We start from the raw sequence: 13,140 nt of genomic DNA on the forward strand, positions 1-13,140 counted from the left end.
AGTGGCGCCTGGCTGGCAGCGTTTCACGAGCGCGGTCAACCGCGCTCGCTGCGCCATGAGCGGACGTTTATCCGCCCTGGTGTTTATTTGGTGATACGTCTTTCGATAGCGTCCATCAGCATGCCGGTGATCGAAATATCCGGGAAGGCGGCTTCAATCTCACGCACGCAGGTGGGGCTGGTGACGTTAATTTCCGTCAGACGGTCGCCGATGATATCCAGGCCGACGAAGATAAGACCTTTGGCTTTCAGCGTCGGGCCGACGCGGCGGGCAATTTCCCAGTCGCTTTCGGTCAACGGGCGAGCTTCGCCACGGCCGCCGGCGGCCAGATTACCGCGGGTCTCGCCACCCTGCGGAATACGCGCCAGGCAGTAAGGCACCGGCTCGCCGTCCACCACCAGCACGCGCTTGTCGCCATCTTTAATCGCGGGCAGATAGTTCTGCGCCATGCAGTAGCGGCTGCCGAGCTCGGTCAGGGTCTCGGCGATCACACCGAGATTCGGATCGCCGGCTTTGACGCGGAAAATAGAGGCGCCGCCCATGCCATCGAGCGGCTTCATAATGATATCTCCGTGTTTTTCCCAGAAGGCTTTCAGCTGGGCTTTATTGCGGGTGACCAGTGTTTCCGGAGTCAGTTCAGAGAACCAGGCGGTGAACAGTTTCTCGTTACAGTCGCGCAGGCTCTGCGGCTTGTTGACGATAAGCGTGCCTTTCTCTTCCGCCCGTTCCAGGATGTAGGTGGCATAAATAAATTCGGTATCGAACGGAGGATCTTTACGCATCAAAATAACGTCAAGATCGGCCAGCGGCAGATCCTGCTCACCGGTGAAGTCATACCATTTATCGTAGTTCTGTTCGACGCTCAGCGTGCGCGTACGGGCGCGGGCTTCGCCGTTGATCAAATAGAGGTCGTTCATCTCCATATAATGGAGTTCATAGCCGCGACGTTGCGCTTCCAGCAACATAGCGAAGCTGGTGTCTTTCTTGATGTTGATGGTTGCGATGGGATCCATCACGATGCCGAGCTTGATCATGGTTCTTCTCCGTTAACGCCTCAACCTAAGTCGCCAAAACGCACCTGCAGGGCGGTGATGGCGGTGAGCGCAGTAGTCTCTGTACGCAGAACGCGCGGTCCCAACAGGATATCAGTAAACTGGTATTGCGCGGTCATCGCTATCTCTTCTGCCGATAGCCCACCTTCCGGACCAATCAGCAAACGGACGCGTTCAACCGGTAGCGGCAGCGTATTAATGCTGGCGCTGGCGCGCGGGTGCAGGTTGAGCTTCATCCCGCTGTCCTGCTCGGCGCACCACTCTTCCAGCTGCATGGCCGGACGTATTTCCGGTACCACATTACGACCGCTCTGTTCGCAGGCGGCAATAGCGATTTTCTGCCACTGCTGGATCTTCTTCTGCAAACGTTCGGCGTCCAGTTTAACGCCGCAGCGCTCGGAAAACAGTGGCGTTATGAGGCTTACCCCGAGTTCGATCGATTTCTGGATAGTAAATTCCATTTTTTCACCGCGCGACATCACCTGGCCTAAGTGAATATGCAGCGGCGATTCACGATCGTCGGGTTCGCCGCTGAGCACTTCAACCGTGACATTTTTCTTGCCGGCCTCGGTGATGACGGCGTCAAATACCTGGTTACTGCCGTCAAAAAGCTGTAGGTGCTGACCTGCGGTCATGCGCAGGACGCGACCGACGTGGTTGGCCGCGTCATCGCTCAGCGCAATCTGGCTGCCGACAGTGAGGCGTTCTGGATGATGGATGCGAGGAATGCGCATGCTTGATATTCCGTTCGTTGCGCAGATGCCAGCTTCCCGCCACCGGGCGGGAAGCACAGGGCTGCAAATTAACAATTGCCGCTAGTGTAGGTTAGCTCTTTTGCGCCTGGCAAGCCTGCTGGACATACGGATTATGGTTGCCCTGCACTTTCGCGATGCGCTCATCGCGCTCACATTCCCAGGCGGTGACCGGGTACTGTTTATCCCAGGCGGTAAACAATTGAGTTTGCTGGCGGGAAAGATTCAGCTGGTAGCGGTCGCGCATATAGAAGTAGGTGCGGGCGATAGCGCCGCGGGCGCGGGCAGGGGGCTCGGCGACTTTATCTTTAAAATCGACCTTCATGGTGCACTGGCCGTACTGGCCTTCACCGCCGTTCCACTGGCTGTACATAAAGTTGCCGCGATCGCCATTGACTTCCCCTACCGCCGGCTGCAGGTTGTGCATATCGCTTTCCATCTTGCGGTACTCCGGATCTTTGGCGCAGTTTTGCCGCCCGCCTTCCTGCCAGCACTGGCGCTGATGGCCGAACTGCCACGCCGGCACCACGTGTTCCCATTCAACCCGGCTGGCGCGGTTCTCATTTTTACGCACTTTATAGCCGCAAGATTCCAGATCGATAACGCCTTTTTTACCCTGCCAGTCGATTTTACAGCCGCAATAAAAGTCGCCCGGAACGTCGGCGTTCACTTTGACGCCAGCGGCCTTGGCCTGGGAAAAACTATTAATACCGGCGGCCGCGAGCGGGCCACTGACTGCCGTGCTCAATACCGCAACGGCTAAAATATGCATACGGGACATCGTTAACTCCGTGTCAAAACGAGCCCGCAACGTAGCGAATGAGGGTGCTGGATGCAATCAGTCAGATCAGAAAGTTTCTAATAAATTCTGATGGTTATTTTTCAGCCACCAGCAGATCGCCGCAGTGAACGCAGCGGTAGGTGGCCTCGCCGCGCACCACCCGGTTATGGCGACGGACGGTGAGCTGATGCTGCTGACAGCGACAGCGGTAGGGGAAGGTGTTCTGGCGGACCGAATCGAGTTCAAAACGGTGAGTGCGACGCGCGGGAACGCCAAGGACGTTCTCCATCATCCATTTCCACTCTTTACCGTGCGGCGCGACGCGGCCAAAGTGCTGCCAGACCAGCAGGTGCGCCAGCTCGTGCGGCACCACTTCATCGATAAACTCCTGCTGATTTTCCAGCAGCAGCACCGGATTTAAACGAATTTCGTTTTTCTCCAGCCAGGCGGTGCCGGCGGAGGTACCGCGCTGCTGGTAGACCAGCGTCGGCTCAGCGTAGCGGCGTTCCAGTTTGAGGTTCGCTTTGGCGAGATGCTCCCGCAGGCTGCGCATCACGGCCTGCTGAATAGCGATGGGAATACGGGGTGTTTTCATAGCGCCAGAGGATAGTGCGACGGGCGGGGGAGAGCAAGAGGAAGCTTCCTCCCGGGAGGGGAGGAAGCTCAGGCGGGTTAGTCGCGGGCGCCGATTTCACGCAGCGGACGACCCTGCATCAGGTTACGTTCAATATGTTCCAGCGAGACGTTTTTGGTTTCCGGAATCAGCCAGATAGTCAGCAGGATAAACAGCACGTTCAGACCGCCGTACACCCAGAAGGTGTTGGCGCTGCCCAGCGAGTTGAGCATGGTCAGGAAGGTGGCGCCGACAATCATATTGGCAATCCAGTTGGTCGCTGTGGAGCAGGTGATGCCGAAGTCGCGGCCTTTCAGCGGCTGGATTTCGGAACACAGTACCCAAATCAGCGGACCGGCGCTCATGGCGAAACCGACGATGAACATCAGCAGCATCAGGACGGCGATGTACTGCGCGGTAGAGGAGTGAATGCCGATGTGCATCATGCTACCCAGCACGCCCATGCCCGCGGCCATCACGATAAAGCCGAGGATCAGCGTTGGTTTACGGCCCCAGCGGTCGACCAGACCGATAGCGATAAAGGTGGCCAGCACGTTGGTCAGACCGACGATCACCGTCCCCCACATCTGCTCGGTGGTGTTGGCATAGCCCGCCAGTTCAAAAATCTTCGGTGCGTAGTACATGATGACGTTCATGCCGGTGAACTGCTGCATCACCTGCAGCAGAATACCGAGGAACACCGCGCGGCGGAAGTTACTGTTGTCTTTGAACAGCGACCAGCCGGACTGTTTCACCTTCAGGCTTTCGCGGATTTCGTCGAGCTCACGTTTCGCTTCGGCGCTGGTATCGCGCAGGCGCAGCAGCACGCGTTCGGCATCGACGAAACGACGTTTGGCGGCGAACCAGCGCGGGCTGTCCGGCAGGAAGATAACCCCGATCAGCAGCAATACCGCCGGAATAATGATCACGCCGAGCATCCAGCGCCACGCGCCGCTGTAGCTGAAAGCGGTGTCAGAGAGATAGGCACCGAGGATCCCGATGGTGATCATCAGCTGGTACATCGAAATCATACTGCCGCGGATTTTCTCTGGCGCGATTTCCGACAGATACAGCGGAGCCGTGTATGAAGCGACGCCCACCGCCAGGCCCAGCAGCACGCGGGAAACCAGCAGGATCTCGACGTTTGGCGCGGCAGCGGAGAACAGAGAGCCGGCGACAAAGAGGATGGCGCCGATCATCAGGCTTTTTTTACGGCCCAGTTTGAAGGAGAGCCAGCCGCTGCCGACCGCACCGACGGCAGCCCCGAACATCATGGAGCTGACCACCCACTCCTGGGTGTGGGCTGAAATCTGGAACTCATTGGCAATAAAGGGTAAGGCACCCGCAATAACACCGATATCAAGGCCGAACAGCAGGCCAGCCAGCGCGGCGAGGAAACAGACGAAGAACGTCATAGTCTTGTTCGAACGCCCTTGTTTTTTGTTGTCAGGCATAACGCCCTCCAGTTAAGTTATTGATTCTGTCGATGGTTAGGGTAGGACACTCGACGGTAAAAAAACGTGATTATAGTCACGGCTGTGTAATCGTTTACACAAAGGTAAAGAAACGTAATCCATTAAATGCTTTTTAAATCAGCAGTATATACAAGGATAGTCGACATTTTGAAAAACGGTAATCAGAGTTGACCGAAACAATATGTAACATTGTGAAAAATACCCGCACGCTATGCCTGTTATGGAAACAAAGGGGCAGTCATCATAATGTAATCGCTTTCATCGCGTTACCGCGTTCCGCTGAAGCGAAGCGCAGGGGGGAGGGAGACGGAAACAAAAAGGCCAGCGCGAGGCTGGCCTTGAAGAGAGGAAGCAGGGGTTATTTCAGACCGGCCGCTTCGCGCAGCAGAGCCGCTTTGTCGGTTTTTTCCCATGGGAAATGCTCGCGACCAAAGTGACCGTAAGCCGCGGTTTCTTTGTAGATCGGGTGCAGCAGGTCCAGCATCTGAATCAGGCCGTACGGACGCAGGTCGAAGAACTCGCGCACCAGCAGGGTCAGCTGTTCAGAAGGCACTTTCTCGGTGCCGAAGGTTTCCACCATGATCGAAGTCGGTTCAGCGACGCCGATAGCGTAGGAGACCTGAATTTCACAACGATCGGCCAGGCCCGCGGCAACGATGTTTTTCGCCACATAGCGTGCCGCGTAGGCTGCGGAACGGTCAACTTTAGACGGATCTTTACCGGAGAACGCGCCGCCGCCGTGACGAGCCATGCCGCCGTAGGTATCAACGATGATCTTACGACCGGTCAGACCGCAGTCGCCCATCGGGCCGCCGATAACGAAACGTCCGGTCGGGTTGATGAAGAATTTGGTCGAAGCGTTCAGCCATTCGGTCGGCAGGGTCGGCTTGATGATCTCTTCCATCACCGCTTCCTGCAGGGATTTCTGGTCGATGTCTTCCGCGTGCTGCGTGGACAGAACCACCGCATCGATGCCGACGATTTTGCCGTCGTCATACTGGAAGGTCACCTGGCTTTTCGCATCCGGACGCAGCCACGGCAGGGTGCCGTTTTTACGCACTTCAGCCTGGCGCTGCACCAGACGGTGAGCATAGGTCACCGGCGCCGGCATCAGCACGTCGGTTTCGTTGGTCGCATAGCCAAACATCAAACCCTGGTCGCCTGCGCCCTGTTCCAGCGGGTCGGCACGGTCGACGCCCTGGTTGATGTCCGGAGACTGTTTACCAATGGCGCTCAGAACGGCACACGAGTTGGCGTCAAAGCCCATATCGGAATGCACGTAGCCAATTTCGCGGACGGTGTTGCGGGTGATCTCTTCGATATCAACCCATGCGCTGGTGGTGATTTCGCCGCCTACCAGCACCATGCCGGTTTTGACATAGGTTTCACATGCGACACGCGCTTTCGGATCCTGCTCGAGGATCGCATCCAGCACGGCATCAGAGATTTGGTCAGCAATTTTGTCAGGATGCCCTTCTGATACGGACTCAGACGTAAAAAGGTGTTTTGCCATATTTTATTTCACCTGTGGACGATTCGGATAGCTCATACTGTTGTGTAATGTGGCTTTGGTGGATAATCAGCGCAAAGCCGCGCAGGTAGCGACACGAGCAGTCTGAGTGTTAATCAGTATAGACGGATTAACTTCTGGATGGCTATTTTAGGTCAATTCTTGAGCCCATTACCAGCCTTTTTTGATGGCGGTCGCATTTATGGGAAAACCCGCCTGGCAAATTTTCCTGACAACCGCGCAAACGCACACATTTTTATTTTGCTTTTTACCCTGCTTCTCGGTATAAAACGCCGCGCGCGGCTCATTAAAAAAGCGCACGGGGCATCGCCCTGTGGTGCCACTTCCAGCCGGGTTAAGCAGTCTGTATTTACAGAATCTCGCAGCGGCGTAGCGCCTGTTGCCCGGTATGTATAGCTTTGGCTTGTCGCCGACCCTGTCGCAGGGCGGTGTGGAGGTGATACCAGATAATGAACCAATGTTTTTCGCTTGATTCGTCGCGTCGTTCTGTCGCGCGTCAGCACTCCGCAACCTGCATCTCTCTCATGCAAACCAGCCGATGTTCACCCCATCTCGGCGCTTCTCAGGATTCCAGGGCCGGTCGGTCGTTAGAAAACTGAACAAGGGCGCTCTTGCCAGGCAAGAGTTTTCTCGTGGTTTCTCCGGACTGTCATACTCTGTTCGGCTACGTGTTATACGATGATATGAATAAGAAACCGGTCGCGCAGTCGCAAAACCAGCAGATAGTGCTGGGCTTTAGGACTGTTCATGGGTTGTTATCGCATCTTTGGACTGCGATAGTAGTTAACTGTCTTACACTTATTATTAAAAATTGAGGTTCGCTATGTCTGACGACATGTCTATGGTTTCGCCTTCGTCAGCAGGCGAACACGGTGTACTACGTTCCATGCAGGAGGTAGCGATGAGCTCCCAGGAAGCCAGCAAGATGCTGCGTACTTATAATATTGCCTGGTGGGGCAATAACTATTATGACGTCAACGAACTGGGCCACATCAGCGTTTGCCCGGATCCGGACGTCCCGGAAGCGCGCGTGGACCTCGCGGAATTAGTCAAAGCCCGCGAGGCGCAAGGGCAACGTTTGCCGGCGCTGTTCTGCTTCCCGCAGATCCTGCAGCACCGCTTGCGCTCGATCAACGCCGCCTTCAAACGCGCGCGTGAATCGTACGGTTATAATGGCGATTACTTCCTTGTCTACCCGATTAAGGTTAACCAGCACCGTCGCGTGATTGAATCGCTGATCCATTCCGGCGAGCCGCTGGGACTGGAAGCCGGTTCGAAAGCCGAACTGATGGCCGTGCTGGCGCACGCCGGGATGACCCGCAGCGTCATCGTCTGTAACGGCTATAAAGACCGCGAATACATCCGTCTGGCCCTGGTGGGCGAGAAGATGGGCCACAAGGTCTATCTGGTCATCGAGAAGATGTCGGAAATCGCCATCGTGCTGGAAGAGGCCGAGCGCCTGAACGTGGTGCCGCGCCTTGGCGTGCGTGCGCGTCTGGCCTCGCAGGGCTCCGGAAAATGGCAATCCTCCGGCGGAGAGAAGTCCAAGTTTGGCCTCGCGGCGACCCAGGTACTACAGCTGGTCGAGATCCTGCGTGCCGCAGGGCACCTTGAGAGCCTGCAACTGCTGCACTTCCACCTCGGTTCGCAGATGGCCAATATTCGCGATATCGCCACCGGCGTGCGTGAATCCGCGCGTTTCTACGTCGAACTGCATAAGCTGGGCGTCAACATTCAGTGCTTTGACGTCGGCGGCGGTCTGGGCGTGGACTATGAAGGGACCCGCTCGCAGTCTGACTGCTCGGTGAACTACGGTCTGAACGAATACGCCAACAACATCATCTGGGCGATCGGCGATGCCTGCGAAGAGAACGGCCTGCCGCACCCGACGGTGATCACCGAATCCGGCCGCGCGGTGACCGCGCACCATACCGTGCTGGTTTCCAACATCATCGGCGTGGAGCGTAACGAATACACTGAGGCGACCCCGCCGGCGGAAGACGCCGCGCGTCCGCTACAGAGCATGTGGGAAACCTGGCTGGAGATGCACGAGACCGGCAACCGCCGCTCGCTGCGCGAATGGCTGCACGACAGCCAGATGGACCTGCACGATATCCATATCGGCTACTCCTCTGGCACCTTCAACCTGCAGGAGCGCGCCTGGGCCGAGCAGCTGTATCTGAACATGTGTCATGAAGTGCAGAAGCAGCTCGACCCGAGCAACCGCGCGCATCGTCCCATCATCGATGAGCTGCAGGAGCGGATGGCGGATAAAATCTACGTCAACTTCTCGCTGTTCCAGTCGATGCCGGATGCCTGGGGGATCGATCAGCTGTTCCCGGTGATGCCGCTGGAAGGGCTGAACAAGTCGCCGGAGCGCCGTGCGGTGCTGCTGGACATCACCTGCGACTCCGATGGCGCCATCGATCACTACGTGGACGGCGACGGGATCGCCACCACCATGCCGATGCCGGAGTACGACCCGGAGAACCCGCCGATGCTGGGCTTCTTTATGGTCGGCGCCTATCAGGAGATCCTTGGCAACATGCATAACCTGTTTGGCGATACCGAGGCGGTGGACGTGTTCGTCTTCCCTGACGGCAGCGTTGAGGTTGAGCTGTCCGACGAGGGCGATACCGTGGCGGATATGCTGCAGTATGTGCAGCTGGATCCGAACACGCTGCTGACCCAGTTCCGCGATCAGGTGAAAAATACCGGCCTGGACGACGCGCTGCAGCAGCAGTTCCTCGAAGAGTTTGAGGCGGGACTGTACGGCTATACTTATCTGGAAGACGAGTAACCATTGATGCCCGGTGGCTTAGCGCTTACCGGGCCTGCGAAGGTAGGCCGGATAAGGCGAAGCCGTCATCCGGCGGAATGCGATACTTACTTGAACCCGTATGCATTACCGGCGATAATTCACGCCAATAAGCGATTTATCTATCAAACCCTTCCTCGTCGGGCCTAACGACGCGGAGGGGTTTTTTTATACTTATTTTTTACGTTCCACGACTGCGAAAAGAGGTCATATCCATGAGCACTTTAGGTCATCAATACGATAACTCCCTGGTATCCAATGCCTTTGGCTTTCTGCGTTTGCCAATGAACTTCATGCCGTATGAAAGCGATGCGGACTGGGTCATCACCGGCGTGCCGTTCGATATGGCGACCTCCGGGCGCGCGGGTGGCCGTCATGGCCCGGCGGCTATCCGTCAGGTTTCCACTAACCTCGCCTGGGAGCACAACCGTTTCCCGTGGAACTTTGACATGCGCGAACGCCTGAACGTGGTGGACTGCGGCGATCTGGTGTACGCCTTCGGCGACGCGCGCGAAATGAGCGAGAAGCTGCAGGCCCACGCCGAGAAACTGCTGGCGGCAGGCAAGCGCATGCTCTCCTTCGGCGGTGACCACTTTGTTACCCTGCCGCTGCTGCGCGCCCACGCTAAGCACTTCGGTAAAATGGCGCTGGTGCACTTCGATGCCCACACCGACACTTACGCCAACGGCTGCGAGTTCGACCACGGCACCATGTTCTACACCGCGCCGAACGAAGGGCTTATCGATCCGAACCACTCCGTGCAGATTGGTATCCGTACCGAGTTCGACAAAGATAATGGCTTTACGGTGCTGGACGCCGGCCAGGTTAACGACCGCAGCGTTGATGACGTCATTGCCCAGGTGAAGCAGATCGTCGGCGACATGCCGGTGTACCTGACCTTTGATATCGACTGTCTGGATCCGGCGTTTGCGCCAGGCACCGGGACCCCGGTTATCGGCGGATTGACCTCAGACCGGGCGATCAAACTGGTGCGTGGCCTGAAGGATCTGAACATCGTGGGGATGGACGTAGTGGAAGTCGCTCCGGCCTACGATCAGTCCGAAATTACCGCTCTGGCGGCGGCGACTCTCGCTCTGGAAATGCTCTACATCCAGGCGGCGAAGAAGGGCGAATAAGCCGGGTAACCCCGACCCTCTCCCTTCCCGGGAGAGGGTTGCGCGCGGCACAGAGGGGTTATCAAGGCGCCGGGCGAGTGCTCCAGTGCGCCGGGAGAGGGCCGGCGCGCAGGAGAGGGGTCATTATCGCGTCAAAACACGTTAAACGGATATTCGACGTAGAACCGGACTTCATTCCCGCTGACGTTATAGTCGCTGGCGTTGCTGGACACGCGCAGCACCGAATAGCGTAGTCTGAATTTCAAATCTTTCGCCACGCCGTTTTGTACCTGGTATTGAACCTGGTTGAACCATTCGTGTTCTTTGCCGTTGCTGGTCTCTGAAGTTTTAATGTTATCACCGCGCACATAGGCGGTGGTCCAGGTCAGCCCCGGTAATCCCAGCCCGGCAAAATCCAGTCCGTACGATGCCTGCCAGGAGCGTTCATCTTCACCGTTAAAATCAGACCAGTAGGAGTTGGCCAGCCAGATGGTATTCCCGCCATCGCCGACGCCGCCCTGGTTCTGGTAGCCGCCGTAGTGGTAACCGGTGCTGCCGCTGCTTTGCTGATAAGCGACTTTAAAGGTATGAATATCCCAGATGTAGCTGGCGGTCAGGCTCCAGATGCTATTGCTGCGACCGGTGTCATTGGCATCGGCATATTCTTGATCCAGGCGTGAGTTATAGCCGTTGAAATCGAGAACCAGCTGTTGGTTGGCGGCGAACGGCTGCTTATAGTTCAGGCCAAGATACTGTTTGTTCAGCACATCTTCGACGTGTGACGCGTACAGCGCGCCGCTGAGCTGGTCGTTGAACCGGTAACTGGCCCCGCCGAAGGTCAGGCTTTTCAGGCCGCTGTTATGGCTGTCGTCGCTTTTGCGCTGCTGGTCGGTGAGATAACCGGCGTTAATTTCCAGGCCGTCGATTTCGCGCGAGGTGAGCATGGTGCCGGTATAGCTCTCGTACAGCAGGCGTGAATCGTCAGCGTAGACGATGGGCAGCATCGGCCGCTGGCTGCCGTAGCTGAGCACGGTATTCGAAAAGCGCATTTTGCCGGTAGCGCCGAATTTGGCGAGGTCGGATTTCGCGCGGCCGTCGTCATCCTGGGCGAAAAAGTCGATCCCGCCCGCGCCGCTGCGCCCGCGACCGCCGTCAAGGCGCACCGCATACTGGGCGATACCGTCCACGCCAAAGCCGACCGGTCCCTGGGTAAAGCCCGATTCGAAGGTGGCGATAATCCCCTGGCCCCATTCGGCTTTATCCGGCAACCCATCGCGATAATCACGTTTGATATAAGCGTTACGCAAAAAGAGATCCAGATGGCTGTCGTCAATAAAGCCCTGACTGGCGGATTGTTGGCTGGCGAAAGTCGGCGTGGCGGCAATAATGCCAAGTGCGATTAACGATAATTCTTTTTTCACTGAAGGCACTTCTCTGTCTGTCTATATATTCAAGGGAATCACTGCAGTCGCGATATTCTCCTGAAATAATGTCGAAAGCAATCATTGTGTGAACAATGGTATCGCCAGGAAACAAGCTGTGTGGCGCACGCCGGCTGCGTTTGGCGAAGAGGGGTGGACTATTTATTATCTCGAGGAACGCGGTTCTGAAAGGCGGATTGTGCACGCTGTTTTTTATTTGCCAAATAATATCTTGCTGAGTGACAGCGCTTAAAATAATTGGCTGTGACGAGGTGCAGCAATAATTAACGGTTTGTGCGCTTAAGTTATCAATTCATGCGGCTAAATATTTTTACAGGGATATAAAAAAGGGAGGCGATAATGCCTCCCACTGTCGATTATTTAATCCCGTCGGCTTTCATGCGATCGCGAATATGCTGGGCGCGAGCTTCGGAGGCCGGGTGATCGTCAAACATAGAGCTCTGACGACCGGCTTCCAGCTTGGCCAGTTTTTCGAAGCTGGTGGCCAGTCCCGACGGATTGATGCCGCGCTTACGCAACAGGTCATAAGAGTAGTCATCCGCTTCCGATTCCTGACGCTGGGAGAACTGCGAGTTCACCAGTTTTTCGCCTAAATCGCCCAGCTGCGACTGCGACAGGCTGCCGACGATGCCGCCGGCGGAGGCCGCCGCCGCACGCACGGCGTTGGTCCCCAGCGCGACCTGCATGCCTTTCTTCACGTGGCCCAGCGCAACGTGACCCATTTCGTGGCCGATAACCGCTTCAACTTCATTATCGTTCATCAGGTCCATCAGCCCGCTGTAAACGCGGATGCAGCCGTTCGCCATTGCGAAGGCGTTCACATCCTTGGTCTCATAGACCTTGTAGTTCACTGGCTGGCCATTGATGTTATCGCCCAGCGCGGTCGCGATTTTGCTCAAACGCTGGCTGTATTCACTGCTGGCCGGGGCGATTTTCGCTTTGGCGTCCATCTCTTTACAGGCCTGGTCGCTTAAGGTTTTCACCTGCGCGTCGCTGAGGGAGTACGCCTGGAAGGCTTCGGCGCCTGAGCTGAGCAGACCATTGGAGTCCATGTTCTGACATCCGGTGAGGGTTGCTGCGATCCCAAGAGCAAGTACGGTTGAGCGAATTTTCATTTTTTTATCTTCCACAATCTTATGGTTGTTTATCCGACAATACGGCGACGGCAGGGAACCGTATTCTGCATAAATTATAAAGAGTATCGCAGGATGCGGGCGAGCGGATTCCGGGGTAGCACAACCTGTTCCAGAGATTTCTTAAAGGGCAAAAGGATGCTCCATGTACATGACTTGTCGCTTGGGTTACATTGTTCACACTTTTTTCCGGCGTAGCCCAAAACGCGCTCTCGTCAAGTCGTTAAGGGCATGGCCTTCAACAGTCCGAACTGGAGTCAAAATGTCCTCACGTAAAGAGCTTGCTAACGCTATTCGTGCGCTGAGCATGGACGCTGTACAGAAAGCCAAATCCGGCCACCCGGGGGCCCCGATGGGTATGGCTGACATTGCCGAAGTGCTGTGGCGTGATTTCCTGAACCATAACCCGAACAATCCGGCCTGGGCTG

General features: G+C 56.5%; 13 protein-coding genes. 5 read left to right on the top strand and 8 right to left on the bottom strand.

Annotation, left to right across the window (positions count from 1 at the left end; all coding sequences use genetic code 11):
• Positions 1-83: 83 nt before the first annotated feature.
• The 6 genes from gshB to metK form a co-directional block, all read right to left on the bottom strand.
• On the bottom strand, positions 84-1,034 hold the full coding sequence (gene gshB / locus CW267_RS20705) for a glutathione synthase (protein WP_012540567.1): 951 nt from the start codon (positions 1,032-1,034) through the stop codon (positions 84-86).
• 20 nt (positions 1,035-1,054) lie between these two features.
• Positions 1,055-1,786, bottom strand: coding sequence for a 16S rRNA (uracil(1498)-N(3))-methyltransferase (gene rsmE, locus CW267_RS20710; RefSeq protein ID WP_008806461.1), 732 nt, complete (start codon positions 1,784-1,786; stop codon positions 1,055-1,057).
• 91 nt (positions 1,787-1,877) lie between these two features.
• Positions 1,878-2,585, bottom strand: a complete 708-nt coding sequence (gene endA / locus CW267_RS20715) for a deoxyribonuclease I (RefSeq protein WP_008806460.1) — start codon at positions 2,583-2,585, stop codon at positions 1,878-1,880.
• A 94-nt stretch (positions 2,586-2,679) separates the two neighbouring features.
• Positions 2,680-3,180: a SprT family zinc-dependent metalloprotease gene (locus CW267_RS20720; protein WP_008806459.1), complete on the bottom strand. Its 501-nt coding sequence runs from the start codon at positions 3,178-3,180 to the stop codon at positions 2,680-2,682.
• A gap of 77 nt (positions 3,181-3,257) precedes the next feature.
• Entirely contained in the window at positions 3,258-4,652 is a 1,395-nt protein-coding gene (locus CW267_RS20725) for a sugar porter family MFS transporter (RefSeq protein WP_008806458.1), read from the bottom strand.
• 379 nt (positions 4,653-5,031) lie between these two features.
• Complete coding sequence (gene metK, locus CW267_RS20730) at positions 5,032-6,186, bottom strand: methionine adenosyltransferase (protein ID WP_008806457.1); 1,155 nt, start codon at positions 6,184-6,186, stop codon at positions 5,032-5,034.
• A gap of 138 nt (positions 6,187-6,324) precedes the next feature.
• On the opposite strand from metK, the gene CW267_RS31415 reads away from it, so the two are divergent.
• The 4 genes from CW267_RS31415 (at position 6,325) to speB (ending at position 10,158) form a co-directional block, all read left to right on the top strand.
• Positions 6,325-6,600 carry a hypothetical protein gene (locus CW267_RS31415; protein ID WP_153690811.1) on the top strand — a complete coding sequence of 92 codons (276 nt, stop codon included), beginning with the start codon at positions 6,325-6,327 and terminating at the stop codon, positions 6,598-6,600.
• Positions 6,601-6,887: 287 nt separating this feature from the next.
• On the top strand, positions 6,888-7,019 hold the full coding sequence (yqgB, locus tag CW267_RS20740) for an acid stress response protein YqgB (RefSeq protein WP_002916578.1): 132 nt from the start codon (positions 6,888-6,890) through the stop codon (positions 7,017-7,019).
• Positions 7,020-7,027: 8 nt separating this feature from the next.
• Positions 7,028-9,004: a biosynthetic arginine decarboxylase gene (speA, locus tag CW267_RS20745; protein WP_008806456.1), complete on the top strand. Its 1,977-nt coding sequence runs from the start codon at positions 7,028-7,030 to the stop codon at positions 9,002-9,004.
• Positions 9,005-9,237: 233 nt separating this feature from the next.
• Positions 9,238-10,158, top strand: coding sequence for an agmatinase (gene speB, locus CW267_RS20750; RefSeq protein ID WP_002916572.1), 921 nt, complete (start codon positions 9,238-9,240; stop codon positions 10,156-10,158).
• A 131-nt stretch (positions 10,159-10,289) separates the two neighbouring features.
• Here the strand turns inward: speB and CW267_RS20755 are convergent, their stop codons facing one another.
• The gene (locus tag CW267_RS20755) at positions 10,290-11,558 is read right to left on the bottom strand and encodes an OprD family outer membrane porin (protein WP_100781272.1); all 1,269 of its coding nucleotides are present in this window, start codon (positions 11,556-11,558) and stop codon (positions 10,290-10,292) included.
• A 377-nt stretch (positions 11,559-11,935) separates the two neighbouring features.
• Positions 11,936-12,694 (bottom strand): M48 family metallopeptidase, encoded by a 759-nt coding sequence (locus CW267_RS20760; protein WP_012540572.1) that lies wholly within the window; start codon positions 12,692-12,694, stop codon positions 11,936-11,938.
• 280 nt (positions 12,695-12,974) lie between these two features.
• Here CW267_RS20760 and CW267_RS20765 point away from each other — a divergent pair.
• The coding region (locus CW267_RS20765) for a hypothetical protein (protein ID WP_169300784.1) at positions 12,975-13,140 on the top strand (166 nt) is incomplete at its 3' end.

The organism is Klebsiella sp. X1-16S-Nf21, from assembly GCF_002837615.1.
GTDB classification, from domain to species: Bacteria; Pseudomonadota; Gammaproteobacteria; order Enterobacterales; family Enterobacteriaceae; genus Klebsiella; species Klebsiella variicola.

What these genes read in the sequence shown, in the direction of transcription:
- gshB (WP_012540567.1), bottom strand. Translation starts at nt 1,034, where the DNA reads ATGATCAAGCTCGGCATCGTGATGGATCCCATCGCAACCATCAACATC.
- yqgB (WP_002916578.1), top strand. Translation starts at nt 6,888, where the DNA reads ATGAATAAGAAACCGGTCGCGCAGTCGCAAAACCAGCAGATAGTGCTG.
- CW267_RS20720 (WP_008806459.1), bottom strand. Translation starts at nt 3,180, where the DNA reads ATGAAAACACCCCGTATTCCCATCGCTATTCAGCAGGCCGTGATGCGC.
- rsmE (WP_008806461.1), bottom strand. Translation starts at nt 1,786, where the DNA reads ATGCGCATTCCTCGCATCCATCATCCAGAACGCCTCACTGTCGGCAGC.
- speA (WP_008806456.1), top strand. Translation starts at nt 7,028, where the DNA reads ATGTCTGACGACATGTCTATGGTTTCGCCTTCGTCAGCAGGCGAACAC.
- CW267_RS20725 (WP_008806458.1), bottom strand. Translation starts at nt 4,652, where the DNA reads ATGCCTGACAACAAAAAACAAGGGCGTTCGAACAAGACTATGACGTTC.
- metK (WP_008806457.1), bottom strand. Translation starts at nt 6,186, where the DNA reads ATGGCAAAACACCTTTTTACGTCTGAGTCCGTATCAGAAGGGCATCCT.
- CW267_RS31415 (WP_153690811.1), top strand. Translation starts at nt 6,325, where the DNA reads ATGGCTATTTTAGGTCAATTCTTGAGCCCATTACCAGCCTTTTTTGAT.
- CW267_RS20760 (WP_012540572.1), bottom strand. Translation starts at nt 12,694, where the DNA reads ATGAAAATTCGCTCAACCGTACTTGCTCTTGGGATCGCAGCAACCCTC.
- speB (WP_002916572.1), top strand. Translation starts at nt 9,238, where the DNA reads ATGAGCACTTTAGGTCATCAATACGATAACTCCCTGGTATCCAATGCC.
- endA (WP_008806460.1), bottom strand. Translation starts at nt 2,585, where the DNA reads ATGTCCCGTATGCATATTTTAGCCGTTGCGGTATTGAGCACGGCAGTC.